Consider the following 14,591-nt stretch of genomic DNA (forward strand, 5'->3'; position numbering starts at 1 on the left):
CAACCCCCTGAGGCGAACGTTTGCGAAGAAAAATCGCCGATGTCTGAAAAACTTCCCCACTTTTCCCCACCGGAATTTTCCTAGGCATTTCAAGAGCTTAGGCCCACATTTCGATGAAAATCCTGAGTGTTTTGGTGTCAAATGACCATTGTGTGGGGTAAAGTGGGGAACAATGTGGAGCAGGGGAGGGGGAGACATGTTCCTGGGAACGTACGAGCCGAAGCTCGACGACAAAGGGCGAGTGTTCCTCCCTGCCAAATTCCGTGAAGAAATGGAAGGGGGAATTGTCCTCACCCGCGGCCAGGAGCACTGCATCTACGCGTTTCCGGCAGCGGAGTTCGAAGAGATGACGAAAGAGCTTCGTCGTGCGCCGCTGTCATCCAAACAGGCACGCGACTGGATTCGCGTCATGCTCTCGGGGGCTTACAAGGAAGTTCCTGACAAACAAGGACGAATCTCAGTTCCCGCCGACCTGCGTTCTTACGCCGGCCTCGACCGAGAACTCACCGTGATCGGAGCGGGATCACGGGCTGAAATATGGAATTCCGAATCCTGGCGCGAATACCTCGCCGTTCAGGAAGAGGTCTTCTCCAATACCGCAGACGAAGTCATCCCAGGCATGTTCTAGTCCCGCACACCGAGGTCTCTGCCCGATGTTGCGACATCACTTCCCCGATGGCGCAACACGGTTAGGGACCTGGGCGTACGGAAAGACCACGCCACCTCAAAACATCGACAACTTTCCTCACGCGAAACAACAGAAAGGGGGGACAGCATGGAGGATCAGCGATCCGACGCTCGCCGCGACATCGATGGGCAAGCGTCCACCGATCGACCGACCGCGCAACGTCACATTCCTGTGTTGCTTGATCAGTGCCTCACACTGCTGGCCCCCGCATTGAAGTCGAGCCCCCGAGAAGGCGGCCCCGTCCTCGTTGATGGAACCTTGGGAATGGGAGGCCACAGCGAAGCGGCCCTCGCCCGCTTTCCCTCGCTACGCGTTATTGGAATCGACCGGGACCCTCAGGCCATTGAACTCGCCACTGAGAGGCTGGGGCCATTCGGCCCCCGTTTCACCCCGGTGCTGACGACCTACGACACCATCCCCGACACGATTGCGTCGCTGGGAATTGATGATGTGGACGGCATACTCCTTGACTTGGGTGTCTCTTCCCTTCAGCTTGACGAGGCCGAGCGCGGCTTTTCCTACGCCCACGATGCGCCGCTGGACATGCGGATGAACCCGCAGGTCGGGCGCTCAGCCGCTCAGCTTCTCGCCGAAGAAGACGAGCGTGAAATTGCTCGAATCCTTCGGGTCTACGGCGAAGAAAAATTTGCGAGCAAAATTGCCCGTGAGATCGTTTCGCGACGCCAGAAAGCGCCATTGACGAGGACGAGCGAACTGTCGCAACTCGTGAAGGACTCGATTCCTGCGCCTGCGCGACGAAGTGGAGGGAATCCGTCGAAGCGGACATTTCAGGCTCTGCGCATTGGAGTCAACGATGAGTTGACGATCCTTGAACGGGCAATTCCCTGCGCCTTGGAGAGCCTACGAATCGGGGGGCGCATCGTCGTTGAGGCGTACCAGTCACTCGAAGATCGCATAGTGAAGAACATCTTTCGTCAGGGAGCCCAAGACAACGCTCCCTCGGGACTCCCCGTGGTCCCCGAGGGGATGGGGCCTCGTCTGAGCCTCCTGACCCGTAAAGCCGTCAGAGCTGACGAAGCTGAACTGCACGCAAATCCACGTTCAGCGCCGGTACGACTGCGCGGCGCCGAACTGATCCGCCCGTGGAAGGACAACACATGAGCGCCGCGCAAGCTGCAACACGTCCGGCATCACGTCCTCAACGACTTCATGCTGAGGAACGCGAATTACGGATCATCGAAGGACAACGATCCGGCAGGTCCTATCTTGTTGTTGCCGCAATCACCATTGTGGTCATCGTTGTCGCGGTCGTGTCATCGATGGTGTTGAACACACGAATGGCTCAAACGTCTTTCGCGATCCGTGAGCAACAGCTCCTGCTCAACGAACTCGACGCCCAGGCATGGTCCCTGCAAGCGCGGTTGGAAAGCGCTGCATCACCGGCTGCTCTTGAGAAGGCAGCGAAGGAACACGGAATGGTTCCGTCGGGTTCGACGGGCTTCATCACGTTGAAGACGGGTACTGTCGAGGGTGGCGCTCCGGCGAACTAGATAAGGAGGGGCGGCGGTGTCACAAGCCAAGCGATCACGCTGGATCCTTTTCGTCCTCATCATCATGCTCTCACTGTGCGGGGTACGCCTCGTGAGCCTACAGATTGTTGAGGGGCCGACGCTTGCCGCGGAAGGTCAGGCCGTGCGGACGCAGCGTTCAGACGTTGCCGCTCGGCGGGGAAAAATCATGGATGCCACAGGCGTGGTTTTAGCTGATTCAATCCTCACGTACGACATTGCTGTTAACCAGGTGAACATTCGGTCCTATGTTCACTACGACAAAGAGGGCAATGTCGTTGGTCGCGGACCGGCTGAAGCGGCCCGCCAGCTCGCCGGCCTCCTCGATATGGATGCGGCGGAGCTGGGAGGTCTGCTCATCGGTGACTCCACCTACTCCTACATCAAACGCAATGTCGACGCGGTGACTTTTCGTCAGATCCGCGCATTAAATATTTTCGGAATCGAATGGGAAACCGTGTATCAGCGGATCTACCCCAACGGGAATACGGCAGCTTCGGTCATCGGGACGATCGACGCTCAAGGGGTGGGTTCGTCAGGAATCGAATCTCAGTACGATACCTTGCTTCAAGGAACACCGGGTGCTGAGGCTTTTGAGATCGCTCCTAATGGGGCGGTCATGCCCGGTGGGAAGAAAACGATCGTCGAACCAACTGACGGGGGATCGGTCACGCTGACGCTGCATGCGGATCTCCAGCACGTCGTTCAGAAATTGCTTGACGAGCGGGTGAACCAACACAACGCCGACTGGGGTGCCGTCGTCATTCAAGACGTGTCAACCGGTCAGGTCCTCGTCATGGCGGACTCGAACCTCACTGAGCCGAATCGCTCGAAAGTGCAGCCCGTCTCAGCGGTTCAGTACGCTTTTGAGCCGGGGTCGGTCGGCAAAGTTCTGACCTTTGCCACCGCGTTGGACGCGGGCGTGATTTCACCGACCTCTGTGTTCACCGTGCCATATTCGATTGAGCCGCCTGATGCTGGGGGGCCGATTGTTGACTTCCACGATCACCCGACGGAGCCGTTGACTGCAACGGGGATCCTCGCCGCATCCTTCAACACGGGAACCGTGTTTGTTGGGGAAAAGCTGTCAAGCCAGCAGCGCTACGACATGATGAGGAAGTTTGGTCTGGGTGAAAAAACAGGAATCGAGCTTCCCGGTGAGAGCTCCGGGCTCTTGCCGCCGGCAAGTCAATGGGTTGGGCGAGACCGCTACGTCAACATGTTCGGCCAGGCGTACATGATCAGTGCTCTTCAACAGTCCTCGATCATGGCCACCCTCGGCAACGGCGGTGTGCGGACTCCACCGCGGATCGTGAAATCGTGGACGAATGCGGATGGCACGGTGGAAACTCCCGAGGCTCCCGAACCCGTTCAGGTGCTCAGCAAGGACACGGCAGCGACCGTGGTCAAAATGATGGAGTCCGTTGTTGTTGGCGACATCGGAACGGCGAGCACTGCGCGTGTCGATGGGTACCGCATCGCAATGAAAACCGGTACAGCGGAAATCGTCGTCCAAGGCGATTCTGGGCTTGTGTCGACATCCGCTGGGGTTGTTCCAGCGGATGCGCCGAGACTGGCGATTTCTGTTGTCTTGTACAAGCCGAAGTCCGGCGGAGTTTCCTCGTGGTCTGCTGTCCCGTTCTTTGGTGATATCACCAGGCAGGCGGTGCGTATCCTGGGAATCCCCGCCTCCGAACCGGCAACGGATCTCTACCCGACAAGGCCGTGATGAAAAGCTGGGTGGTACGCGCGCCATTTTGGTCTCGGAAGCAAAACAGCTGAGAATAAGACGACGAAATAATCTGAGGGAGGAACATGATCCGGTCAACACAGTGGATCGCCCACGCTGTCAACGGCACGGTTGTGGGTCGTGAAGCATCAGTGACAGGACCGGTCATTACCGATTCGCGACTTGCCGAGGACGGCTCCCTCTACATCGCACGGCGTGGAGAAAATTCCGACGGGCACGCCTATGTTGCTTCAGCCCGAAAAGCCGGTAGCGTTGCCGCCATCGTTGAGCGTGCTGATGAACTGGCCGACGATCCCGATTTTCCTCAAATTGTTGTTGATGATTCAACTCTGGCTCTGGGGCGACTGGCACATGCCCACCTTGAGGACCTGCGGACCCGCGGTCCCCTTGACGTGATTGCCGTCACGGGATCAGCTGGGAAAACAACGACGAAAGATCTTCTCCGGCAAATCCTTGGACGTCACGCTCCAACAGTTGGACCCAAACTCTCATTCAATAACGAGGTCGGACTGCCGCTGACGGTGCTCCAAGCCGACGAGACGACACGTCACCTGGTTCTCGAAATGGGAGCGAGCGGCCTGGGACATATCGACTACCTCACCTCTATCGCATCACCGGACGTTGCCATCGTTCTCATGGTTGGACACGCCCACCTGGGGGGCTTTGGATCCGTTGAGGGAATTGCTCAAGCGAAGGCCGAGATCATCCGGGGAAGCAGAGAAGGCGCAACCGCGATCCTCAACGTGCACGACCCGTACGTTGCCGCAATGGCATCACAGGCCAGGGGACCGGTTGTCACCTTTAGTACCGACCCGAAGATCGACGCAGATGTACGCGCCGAGTCGATTCGATGCGACGAATCAGGACGACCGACGTTCGTCCTCGTCACCCCTGAAGGACGGGGAGAAGTCACCCTCGCCCTCGTAGGTGAGCACAACGTACATAACGCTCTTGCGGCAGCCGCAGGTGCGCGTGCAGTGGGACTTGACTTTGACACGATCGTCACGGGCCTTGGGCAGGGGCAGGCACTGTCACCCCACCGGCTTACTATTTCCGACATCACGGTTGACGGTCATCCCGTGACCCTTGTGGATGATGCCTACAATGCCAACGTGGATTCGATGCGAGCTGGTTTCCAGGCACTGGAACATGTCGGTCGGGGACGCCGAAAAATCGCGGTTCTTTCGCAGATGCTTGAACTGGGAGAGGCGAGTGCGTCAACGCATCGTGATGTCGGACGTATGGCCCAAGACGCGGGGGTGGACACCCTCATCGCCCTGGGAGACGAGGACGCGCGAGGATATCTCGACGGTGCCGGAACCCGCGTATCGGGGACTCACGTGTCAACGGTCGATGAAGCGGTGGATGCCGTGCTGTCAACGCTGACTGATTCAGCTGTCGTCTTCGTCAAGGGATCCTACGGATCACACTCGTGGATGGTTGCGGACGCACTCTGTGAACGCGATCAGTCGACGGCGGTCACCGCATCCCCATCCGCATACAGCGATGATGCGCAGTCTTATCCCGCAGGAGGCGTCGAATGATTGGGCTCATTCTGGCATTCGCAATTGCGATGGTCCTGTCAATTTCATTGACGCCACTGCTCATTCGATTCCTCATCACTCATCAATACGGACAGTTCATCCGCCAAGATGGGCCCACGCAGCACCTGACAAAGCGTGGGACTCCAACAATGGGCGGTCTCGTCATGATCTTTGCAACGGTGGTTGCCTGGCTCATCGGATCCTCAATTTCAGGGGCGGGACCATCATGGTCAGGGGTCTGCTTACTCATCCTCTTCGTTGGTCTCGGGATCATCGGACTACTTGACGATGGAATCAAAATTATGAGGCAGCGCTCGTTGGGACTTCATCCCGGCGGGAAGATCTTCGGACAGGTGGCCGTTGCCTCACTCTTTGCCTGGGCGTCCCTGTCCGTACCGAACCGACGCGGCGTGACTCCCGGTTCCTTGGCGATTTCCTTTACCCGTCCTTCGGCACTGACCTTTGCCGTCGCGGGCGCCGTTATCGGAGTGATTCTGTACCTGATCTGGACGAATTTCATCGTCGCCGCATGGTCAAACGCGGTCAACCTCACGGACGGGCTCGACGGCCTCGCCGCCGGATGCTCGATTTTTGTCTTCGGTTCCTACACTTTCATCTCCTACTTCCAAGTCGTCCAGTCATGCTCACACGTCGCCGACAACGTCGGTGCCTGCTATCAGACGCGCGACCCGCTTGACCTCGCGGTCTTCTGCGCGGCCCTCGTTGGTTCCCTCGCTGGGTTCCTGTGGTGGAACGCCTCACCGGCTCAGATTTTCATGGGAGATACCGGGGCACTCGCACTCGGCGGTGCGGTTGCTGGTCTGTCGATCCTCACGCACACGGAATTCCTCGCGATCATCATCGGCGGTCTCTTTGTCATCATCACGCTCTCCGATGTCATCCAGATCGGGGTCTTTAAGGCAACCGGAAAACGTGTTTTCAGAATGGCTCCGCTTCATCACCACTTCGAGCTCAAAGGCTGGAAAGAAATCACCATCGTCATCCGCTTCTGGCTCGTCGCTGCGCTCTTGGCGATCACCGGAGCGGGAGTGTTCTACGCCGAGTGGGTGTCGTACCTATGAGCGACGTCATTGCCGTCATCGGCTGGGGTGTCTCGGGGCGCGGTGCGGTTCGCGCCCTCGTCACAAGGGGATACTCCGTCCTCGTTTATGATGCACACCCCGGTACCCCGGTGACCGACCCCGATCTTGTAGACGTGACCGTGCACGTGGTGCCCGATGCCGCTGATCTCGCAGATGCTGTGATCGCCCAGCACCCTCGTACCGTTGTTGTGTCTCCGGGAATCCCAGCCCATCACCCTATTTTTTCACGATGTGAAGATGCGGGAATTGACGTGTGGGGCGAGGTCGAACTCGCCTGGCGACTCCAGGAAGAAGGCTCCCACGCCGGACGCCCCTGGCTCACCGTCACCGGGACAAATGGGAAAACAACGACCGTGGGAATGCTCGGTGAGATTCTTCGAGCCAACGGAGAGAAAGTTCTTGAAGTAGGCAATATCGGCACACCGATCACCCTCGCCATTGACTCCGACGCAGATGTTTTCGCCGTGGAACTCTCCAGCTTCCAACTGCATTCGACACTGACGATGTCGCCGCAAGCCTCACTATGTCTCAACGTCGACGCAGATCACCTGGACTGGCATGAGACGCGCGAAGCCTACGCCGCCGACAAAGCGCGAATCTACGAACGCACCCAGCTTGCCTGCGTCTATCCCTCCATCGACCGGGAAGTTGAAACAATGGTCGAGAATGCGGATGTCGTTGACGGAGCACGGGCCATCGGAATCACCCTCGGAGCACCATCGCCGTCACAGATTGGCATTGTTGACGGACTCATCGTTGACCGCGCATTCCTTGAGGATCGTCAGCGCAACGCGCTTTTCCTCGCACATATCGATGACCTGACCCACGCCTACGGTCCGCATCCGTCCGCGTCCGTTGTCTCTGACGCTCTTGCCGCCGCCGCCCTCGCCCGCGCTCACGGGGTCAAACCTCAGGCCGTGGAGAAGGGACTGCGGGCATTCCAGCCCGCAGGTCACCGCAGGACAGTTCTCGGTCAGGCCGCCGACCTGACGTGGATTGACGACTCAAAGGCAACGAACGCCCACGCGGCCGCGGCCTCGCTCACGGGGATCCCCGAGCACACCGCAATTTGGATTTTCGGCGGAGATGCCAAAGGTCAGGATTTCACCGACCTTGTTCGCCGCGTGGCATCGCGCCTGCGCGGAGTCATTGTCATCGGTGAGGACCGCAGCCTTGCGCTGACCGCCCTGGCCCGCGAAGCACCCGACATCCCCGTCGTTGAAGTTGATGGTCACGAGGACTGGATGTTTTCTGTCGTCAACGAGGCTGTTGCTCTGTCGCGTCCCGGTGACACGGTCGTCCTCGCACCCGCGTGTGCATCCTGGGATCAATTCGATAACTACGGGCAACGCGGTGACGCGTTCGCTCAGGCGGTCTCGCGTTTAGCTCAGCAGTGGGGAAATGGCGATGGCTCGACAACGTGACCGAGTTCGCCTGCCGAAGGTCAACCTTTCGCGCGTGCGAATCCCGAAAATTCGTTTCGCTGGGACCGAGGAATCCTCGCAACGCTCACCCGTAGCGACGTACTACCTCATTGTTGTCCCCGCGCTCGTACTCACCGGATTCGGGCTGCTCATGGGGTTCTCCGCTCAGGCAGTGACATCGATTGCCAATGGAGCAAACCCGTACACGGCCTACATGCGTCCCGTCGTCATCATCATCGGCTCCCTGATCGCAGCGGCTTTAGCCCAGATGGTGCCTGAAAAGAAGTGGCGTCAAGTCGCGATTCCTGTCTTCATTTTTGCGGTGATCTTTCAGAGCCTCGTGCTGTCCCCTTTGGGCTATTCCGAGGGCGGTAACGCCAACTGGGTGCGGATCCCCGGAACCGATATTCTCATGCAGCCTTCGGAGCTCCTCAAACTGGCGTTGATCCTCATGCTGGCTCGAACGCTTGCACGCCCCGGCTCACGTAATTCCGACCTTAAACAGATGGCGGTCACCGCGGGAGGACCGATCATTCTTGCCCTCATCGCAGTGATGCTCGGACACGATCTAGGAACCGCGATGGTCGTTGCGGTTGCTGCGTTTGGGGCCCTGTGGGTGGCACGTTTGCCAGGCAAGTGGTTCCTCACGCTCATTCTCGTGATGATCCCGGTCCTGACATTCCTCGTATTTTCCAATAAGACGAGGCTGCGGCGTGTTGCGGCGATCCTTCCGTGGAACCAAGCCGAGCGTGACCTGTCAGCGCCGGAGCAAATTGACCATTCGCTGTGGGCACTGGGTTCTGGGGGGCTCACAGGGCTGGGGCCGGGGGCGTCGCGCGAAAAATGGAACTATCTCCAGGCGGCGCACACGGACTTCATCTTCGCCATCATCGGTGAGGAGTTCGGTCTGATGGGCACGCTGACGGTTCTGGTGTCCATCGGTCTTTTGGTGTGGGGAATGGTCCGGGTATGTCAGGACTCTCCCTCGCAATTTGCGTCCATCGTCACCGGAGGCATTGCCGCGTGGATTGGATTCCAAGCGATCATTAACGTCATGTCGGTCACGGGGATGGGACCGGTCATCGGTGTTCCGCTGCCCTTGGTGTCCTACGGTGGGTCTTCGTTCCTCTTCACAGCGACGGCGATCGGCGTTGTCGCGTCATTTGCTCGCTCCCATGCGGGAATGCGGATGATTGGTGCTCCCGACGAGGCATCTGCGGGACGTGATCCTCGAATTACTCCCCGGCGTCGTCCTGTTCGCTAACCTGTCTCACGTGACTTTTCGCGTACGGTGGATGACACCGTGACGACGCTCCGACTGAACGGGAGCACTCAAGGAGGTAACCTCATGGCGTTGCGCATTGTTCTTGCAGGTGGGGGAACTGCCGGACACGTCAATCCGCTGCTTGCCACAGCGACATGCCTGGCTCAGCGCGACCACGAGTGCACCGTCATTGGAACCCGTGAGGGGCTCGAAGCCGACCTCGTTCCTGCCGCAGGGTTCAACTTGCGTTTCATCCCGCGCGTCCCGCTTCCTAGGCGGCCCTCTCTTCAGTTCTTCTCTTTGCCGGGACGCTGGTCTAAAGCGGTTGACGAGTGCGTCGACATCCTCACTGGGGCAGACGTCCTCGTTGGTTTCGGTGGCTACGTGTCAACCCCTGCGTATCGCGCCGCCCAAAAGCTCGGAATCCCCGTGGTGATCCACGAACAGAATGCCAGGCCGGGGCTGGCAAATCGCCTGGGAGCGAGATTTGCTCGTATCGTCGCGTTGACTTTCACGTCGACTCCACTATCGGCGCTCCAGGGAACAACACATGTCACGGGCCTTCCGTTGCGCCCCGCGATTGAGAAGCTAGCAAAGGAACGCCACACGGAGGATGGGCGACGAGCGGCACGCCAGCTCGCTGCATCTGAACTTGGGATAGTCCCAGATGCGCCAACAATCCTCATCACCGGCGGGTCTTTGGGAGCGCTCCATATCAACGAGGTCATGGCAGGTCTTGCGCGAGAGCTTCCCCCCGGCGTTCAGGTTCTTCACCTCACCGGTCACGGGAAAGACGAACCGGTTCGCCGCGCCGTCGACGAAGCAGGCGTTGGAGATCGCTGGCACGTCTTTGATTACGTCACCGACATGGAAAAGGTCCTTGCCGTCGCTGATCTTGTGGTATGTCGTTCGGGTGCGGGGACAGTTGCGGAGATGACAGCTCTTGGCTTGCCGTGCATCTACGTTCCCCTTCCCATCGGTAACGGCGAGCAGCGCCTGAACGCTGGAGACCACGTGGCTGCCGGCGGTGCCGTACTCATCGAAAATCCCGACTTCACCGCCGATACTGCCCGCACGAGCGTCTATGATCTCATCGGATCTGCAAAGCTTGAGCAGATGGCCGAGGTGTCACTGTCTCTGGGACGGGTCAACGCCGCAGAAGACCTGGCGAAACTCATCGAATTGACGGCGAAAACTCAGGAGGAGGACTGATGTTCGAGCACCACGACACTTCCCTCGCCACACGTCGTTTTCATCTCATCGGTGTTGGGGGAGCGGGGATGTCTGTCGTCGCGGAACTTCTCGCCGATCGAGGTGCGCAGGTGTCGGGTTCTGACCGTGAGGCATCGCGGGTCACGGAGCATCTGGCTGACCTGGGGGTGAAAGTGTCTATTGGACACGATGCAGCCCATGTTCCCTCTGACGCAACGGTTGTTGTTTCAACGGCGATTCGACCGTCGAATCCGGAGCTTGCTATTGCGCGCACACGCGGCCAGGAGGTGATCCATCGCTCCGAGGCATTGGCGCTTGCGGCCACGGGATTGTCTTTCGTGGCGGTTGCCGGCGCACACGGGAAAACAACAACGTCGGGAATGCTTGCGGTCGCTCTTGGTCAAGCGGGGCGGGATCCGTCGGTTGCCGTTGGGGGAGTGTTGCCCGAGTACGGTTCGGGAGCGCACCTGGGTTCGGGTGATGTTTTCGTTGCCGAGGCTGACGAATCTGACGGGTCCTTCGTTAACTATCAGCCGTCGGTGGCGATCGTGACGAACGTTGAGCCGGATCATCTTGATCGCTATGGCACGCGCGACGCCTTTGAGGCCGTGTTTGTTGATTTTGCTCGCCGCATTGTTCCCGGGGGGCAGCTCATTGTCTGCGCGGAGGATGCGGGGGCAGTTCGTCTCGCTCAGTCTGCACGTGACCTGGGGATCCGTGTTGTGTCCTACGGGCGAGGCCCCCAGTCGCTTGAGGAACCGTCGGTCCTCGTGTCAGATGTTGAACTGTCACGTGAGGGATCGCGTTTCACCCTCTCCTTGGCTTGCGCCGATCCTGACGTGTCAGGGATTCCCCCAACGGATGTTGAGCTCAGCGTTCCCGGGGAACACAATGTGCTCAACGCCGCGGCGGTGTGGGCCGCAGGGGTAGCCCTTGGAGTTTCCCCTGAACAGATGGCTCGGGGGTTGAGCGCTTTTACGGGAACGGTACGTCGCTTTGAGTTCCGCGGTGAGGTTGCGGGTCGCCGCTTATTCGACGACTACGCCCATCATCCCACAGAGGTCGCCGCTGCGATCCGTCAGGCGCGTTTAGTTGCCGGTTCCGGGACGGTCACAGTTGTTTTTCAACCGCACCTCTACTCGCGGACCCGTATTTTTGCCGATGATTTTGCTCGGTCACTTGCTCTTGCCGACACAGTCATCGTCACGGACATCTATGCCGCGCGTGAAGATCCCGAACCCGGACTCGATTCTTCGGTGATTTCCCGCAAAATTCCAGGAGCTGTCTTCATTCCCGACATGCATGAGGCCGCCCGCGTCGCAGCGTCCACAGTTCCCCGCGACGGCATCCTCGTTACGATGGGAGCCGGGTCGGTGACGACCTGCGGTGAAGACGTTCTTCGTGCGTGGTCTCAGGAGTTGGAGGAGGCATGAAACCACCAGCTCCCAGGCGTCCACGTGGGCGCGCGTCAGGAGATGACCGCGGTGATTCGGCGCGCTCGTCCTCGTCCCCTCGATCCTCAGCTCGCAAACGCAACACGGGATCTGCTGCGAGCCCACAGGAAAAGCCTCGGCGCCGCCCGCCACTTTCGGGGGACGAGGACGATGCTGCTCCCCACGGATCGCCTTCTATCCGCAAAGGTCAGCGCAAGCAGAAGCGAACAGAGAGCGCAGGTGAAGTCACCAGGCGTGAGCCTTCGCTTCATCCGAGCTCGTGGATCGGACCGATCACCCGACTGACTCGACCCGTCGGACAATCCGAGGCCGCCACAATCCTCGGAGGAGGCGAGGACGCAGAACACACTGAACCGGCAAGCATCCAGGAGCGACGCCGGGAACGCTGGAAAGCCCGGTGGCGACTGAGAATCACCCACGTGCTCGTCATTGTCTCGGTGGTTGCTCTCCTCATCGGCGGGGGATGGGTGGTGTTCTTCTCTCCTCTTTTTGCGTTGGATTCTTCCCATATTGCCGTTTCGGGAGAAGATGGGAAGTCGCTGACGGATGACATGGTTGCTTCCTTGCTCACGCCCTACGTGGGGACGCCGATTACACGGCTATCAATGACAGACGTGGAAAAAACAGTGACTGGCAATGTGTTGGTGCGCCAGGCCAAGGCATCGCGCAAGTGGCCGACGGGCCTGTCAATTGCCGTCACGCAGCGCAAGGCAGCGATGTACACTCCCGTCGAGTCAGGGGTGACACTCATTGACGAGGACGGGGTGGATTTTTCAACGGCGGATGCCGCGCCAACGGGGATTCCCGCAGTGTCGTTGGCTCAGGGAGAAGACCGTCCATATGCGGCAAAGAATGTCATCATCGTGTGGGGATCATGCGATGAGTCGCTGAAGTCCCTGGTGTCGTTGATCGAATCCGATGGATCTCAGCTGACGCTCACTCTGACTTCGGGAGCGAAGGTCGCGTGGGGGACGGTGGAAGATTCCCCGCTCAAAGCGCAGGTCTTGTCGGTGCTTGTCAATCAGCGCGATGCCTCGGTTTATGACGTGTCCTCGCCGGCGCACCCGGTGACGAGCTGATCGGGCGTTGACGTGCGGTGATGCGCGCTCTCGGGTCACTTGGTGCAGCGGGGATGCCTGACATTGGGTGGCATCGCGTGACGAGTATGAGTTGAAAGGTTCGACACGCCCAGGTGCATCCTTGATGTCACCTGGGGGTGCGTCTACCTTCTTCCCGAACAAAGGCAGCAACAACACCAACCTTCGACTAGAAGTTGAAGGATTGTGTGCAGGGGGGAAACCGAATGACGGCAACACAGAACCATCTCGCAGTGATCAAAGTCGTCGGCGTCGGTGGTGGCGGTGTCAACGCCGTCAACCGAATGATCGAAGTCAATCTCAAGGGCGTGGAGTTCATCGCAGTGAACACCGACGCCCAGGCTCTGTTGATGTCGGAAGCCGAAACCAAGCTCGACATTGGCCGCGAGCTCACCCACGGCCTGGGTGCAGGAGCCGATCCCGCAGTTGGACGCAAAGCCGCTGAAGACCACGCTGACGAAATCAGCGAATCTCTCGAAGGCGCCGACATGGTGTTCGTCACCGCAGGTGAAGGTGGCGGCACGGGAACCGGCGCGGCCCCCGTTGTTGCCAAGATCGCCCGCCAAGCTGGAGCGCTGACCGTTGGTGTTGTCACCCGCCCATTCTCTTTCGAGGGTAATCGTCGCGCCGCACAGGCCGATGCCGGCGTGGAAGCCCTGCGCGCCGAGGTCGATACCCTCATCGTCATCCCAAATGACCGTCTGCTCGAAATCTCGGATGTGAACATCTCTGTTCTTGAAGCATTCCGGGCAGCTGATCAGGTCCTCCTCTCCGGTGTTCAAGGCATCACCGAGCTGATCACCACACCGGGCCTGATCAACGTTGACTTTAACGACGTCAAGTCCGTCATGAGCGGAGCGGGATCCGCACTGATGGGCATCGGCGCGGCAACGGGTGAAGACCGTGCTCTTCGTGCCGTTGAAACAGCGATCTCCTCGCCGCTGCTTGAGGCGTCGATCGATGGCGCCCACGGGGTCCTCATGTTCTTCCAGGGTGGATCGGATCTTGGCCTCCAGGAGCTGTACCACTCCTCGCAGCTGGTTCGCGAAGCCGTCCATCCCGAAGCCAACATTATCTTCGGCAACGTGATCGACGATGTTCTCGGAGACGAGGTCCGCGTGACGATCATCGCTGCAGGTTTTGATGACACGAAGGATTCGGCTGCGCCTACCGAGTCGCACCAGCCGGCAGTGTCTCCCGCCGCGCAGAGCCGCGTGCCTCAGGCCTCTGCTCCGGCCCCCGCAGCGCCGTCAGCTCCGGCTGCCGCACCCACACGAAGCCTCGGTGAGGTCCCGGTTGCAGCGCCCGCCCATCGTGTCACTCCCGATGTTCCCACCCGCACGGGTGCGATTCCGGTGGGGACGCGTCGCTCACGTCAGGACGTCCCCGAGCGTCATGAGGACCAGTCACTGGAAGTTCCCCGAATCTTTGACGAGGAAGACTCCCCGTCTGATGATCTCGACATCCCGGATTTCCTTCGATCCTGAGTGGGACCTCACGTGAAGCCCGACAGATGGCCGGCCGTG

Annotated in this window: 12 protein-coding genes; all 12 read left to right on the forward strand. The window is 59.5% G+C overall.

Annotation, left to right across the window (positions count from 1 at the left end):
* Positions 1-196 precede the first annotated feature (196 nt).
* The 12 genes from mraZ (at position 197) to ftsZ (ending at position 14,552) form a co-directional block, all read left to right on the forward strand.
* On the forward strand, positions 197-628 hold the full coding sequence (gene mraZ / locus G7Y41_RS03295; RefSeq protein ID WP_165218361.1) for a division/cell wall cluster transcriptional repressor MraZ: 432 nt from the start codon (positions 197-199) through the stop codon (positions 626-628).
* 147 nt (positions 629-775) lie between these two features.
* Positions 776-1,810, forward strand: a complete 1,035-nt coding sequence (gene rsmH / locus G7Y41_RS03300) for a 16S rRNA (cytosine(1402)-N(4))-methyltransferase RsmH (RefSeq protein ID WP_165315208.1) — start codon at positions 776-778, stop codon at positions 1,808-1,810.
* The gene (gene ftsL / locus G7Y41_RS03305) at positions 1,807-2,199 is read left to right on the forward strand and encodes a cell division protein FtsL (protein ID WP_165218357.1); all 393 of its coding nucleotides are present in this window, start codon (positions 1,807-1,809) and stop codon (positions 2,197-2,199) included. The genes rsmH and ftsL overlap by 4 nt, the downstream gene beginning before the upstream one ends.
* 64 nt (positions 2,200-2,263) lie before the next feature.
* Positions 2,264-3,946: a peptidoglycan D,D-transpeptidase FtsI family protein gene (locus tag G7Y41_RS03310; protein ID WP_165315266.1), complete on the forward strand. Its 1,683-nt coding sequence runs from the start codon at positions 2,264-2,266 to the stop codon at positions 3,944-3,946.
* An 86-nt stretch (positions 3,947-4,032) separates the two neighbouring features.
* Positions 4,033-5,511, forward strand: coding sequence for a UDP-N-acetylmuramoyl-tripeptide--D-alanyl-D-alanine ligase (locus tag G7Y41_RS03315; RefSeq protein ID WP_165315207.1), 1,479 nt, complete (start codon positions 4,033-4,035; stop codon positions 5,509-5,511).
* A complete protein-coding gene (mraY, locus tag G7Y41_RS03320; RefSeq protein WP_165218353.1) occupies positions 5,508-6,593 on the forward strand; it encodes a phospho-N-acetylmuramoyl-pentapeptide-transferase in 1,086 nt (361 codons plus the stop codon). Before G7Y41_RS03315 ends, mraY begins: the two co-directional genes overlap by 4 nt.
* Positions 6,590-8,038 carry a UDP-N-acetylmuramoyl-L-alanine--D-glutamate ligase gene (murD, locus tag G7Y41_RS03325; protein ID WP_165315206.1) on the forward strand — a complete coding sequence of 483 codons (1,449 nt, stop codon included), beginning with the start codon at positions 6,590-6,592 and terminating at the stop codon, positions 8,036-8,038. The genes mraY and murD overlap by 4 nt, the downstream gene beginning before the upstream one ends.
* Entirely contained in the window at positions 8,022-9,302 is a 1,281-nt protein-coding gene (locus G7Y41_RS03330) for an FtsW/RodA/SpoVE family cell cycle protein (protein WP_165218349.1), read from the forward strand. Before murD ends, G7Y41_RS03330 begins: the two co-directional genes overlap by 17 nt.
* A gap of 84 nt (positions 9,303-9,386) precedes the next feature.
* Positions 9,387-10,514 (forward strand): undecaprenyldiphospho-muramoylpentapeptide beta-N-acetylglucosaminyltransferase, encoded by a 1,128-nt coding sequence (murG, locus tag G7Y41_RS03335; protein ID WP_165315205.1) that lies wholly within the window; start codon positions 9,387-9,389, stop codon positions 10,512-10,514.
* Positions 10,514-11,947: a UDP-N-acetylmuramate--L-alanine ligase gene (gene murC / locus G7Y41_RS03340; protein WP_165315204.1), complete on the forward strand. Its 1,434-nt coding sequence runs from the start codon at positions 10,514-10,516 to the stop codon at positions 11,945-11,947. Before murG ends, murC begins: the two co-directional genes overlap by 1 nt.
* The gene (locus G7Y41_RS03345) at positions 11,944-13,047 is read left to right on the forward strand and encodes a cell division protein FtsQ/DivIB (RefSeq protein WP_165315203.1); all 1,104 of its coding nucleotides are present in this window, start codon (positions 11,944-11,946) and stop codon (positions 13,045-13,047) included. Before murC ends, G7Y41_RS03345 begins: the two co-directional genes overlap by 4 nt.
* 224 nt (positions 13,048-13,271) lie before the next feature.
* On the forward strand, positions 13,272-14,552 hold the full coding sequence (ftsZ, locus tag G7Y41_RS03350; protein WP_165218341.1) for a cell division protein FtsZ: 1,281 nt from the start codon (positions 13,272-13,274) through the stop codon (positions 14,550-14,552).
* The last annotated feature ends 39 nt before the right edge of the window (positions 14,553-14,591 follow it).

This window comes from Schaalia sp. ZJ405 (genome assembly GCF_011038885.2).
In the GTDB taxonomy this organism is placed as follows: Bacteria; Actinomycetota; Actinomycetes; order Actinomycetales; family Actinomycetaceae; genus Pauljensenia.

Coding starts and splice junctions, on each gene's coding strand:
- murC (WP_165315204.1), top strand. CDS start 10,514: ATGTTCGAGCACCACGACACTTCCCTCGCCACACGTCGTTTTCATCTC.
- ftsL (WP_165218357.1), top strand. CDS start 1,807: ATGAGCGCCGCGCAAGCTGCAACACGTCCGGCATCACGTCCTCAACGA.
- ftsZ (WP_165218341.1), top strand. CDS start 13,272: ATGACGGCAACACAGAACCATCTCGCAGTGATCAAAGTCGTCGGCGTC.
- G7Y41_RS03310 (WP_165315266.1), top strand. CDS start 2,264: ATGCTCTCACTGTGCGGGGTACGCCTCGTGAGCCTACAGATTGTTGAG.
- rsmH (WP_165315208.1), top strand. CDS start 776: ATGGAGGATCAGCGATCCGACGCTCGCCGCGACATCGATGGGCAAGCG.
- mraZ (WP_165218361.1), top strand. CDS start 197: ATGTTCCTGGGAACGTACGAGCCGAAGCTCGACGACAAAGGGCGAGTG.
- murD (WP_165315206.1), top strand. CDS start 6,590: ATGAGCGACGTCATTGCCGTCATCGGCTGGGGTGTCTCGGGGCGCGGT.
- G7Y41_RS03315 (WP_165315207.1), top strand. CDS start 4,033: ATGATCCGGTCAACACAGTGGATCGCCCACGCTGTCAACGGCACGGTT.
- G7Y41_RS03345 (WP_165315203.1), top strand. CDS start 11,944: ATGAAACCACCAGCTCCCAGGCGTCCACGTGGGCGCGCGTCAGGAGAT.
- G7Y41_RS03330 (WP_165218349.1), top strand. CDS start 8,022: ATGGCTCGACAACGTGACCGAGTTCGCCTGCCGAAGGTCAACCTTTCG.
- murG (WP_165315205.1), top strand. CDS start 9,387: ATGGCGTTGCGCATTGTTCTTGCAGGTGGGGGAACTGCCGGACACGTC.
- mraY (WP_165218353.1), top strand. CDS start 5,508: ATGATTGGGCTCATTCTGGCATTCGCAATTGCGATGGTCCTGTCAATT.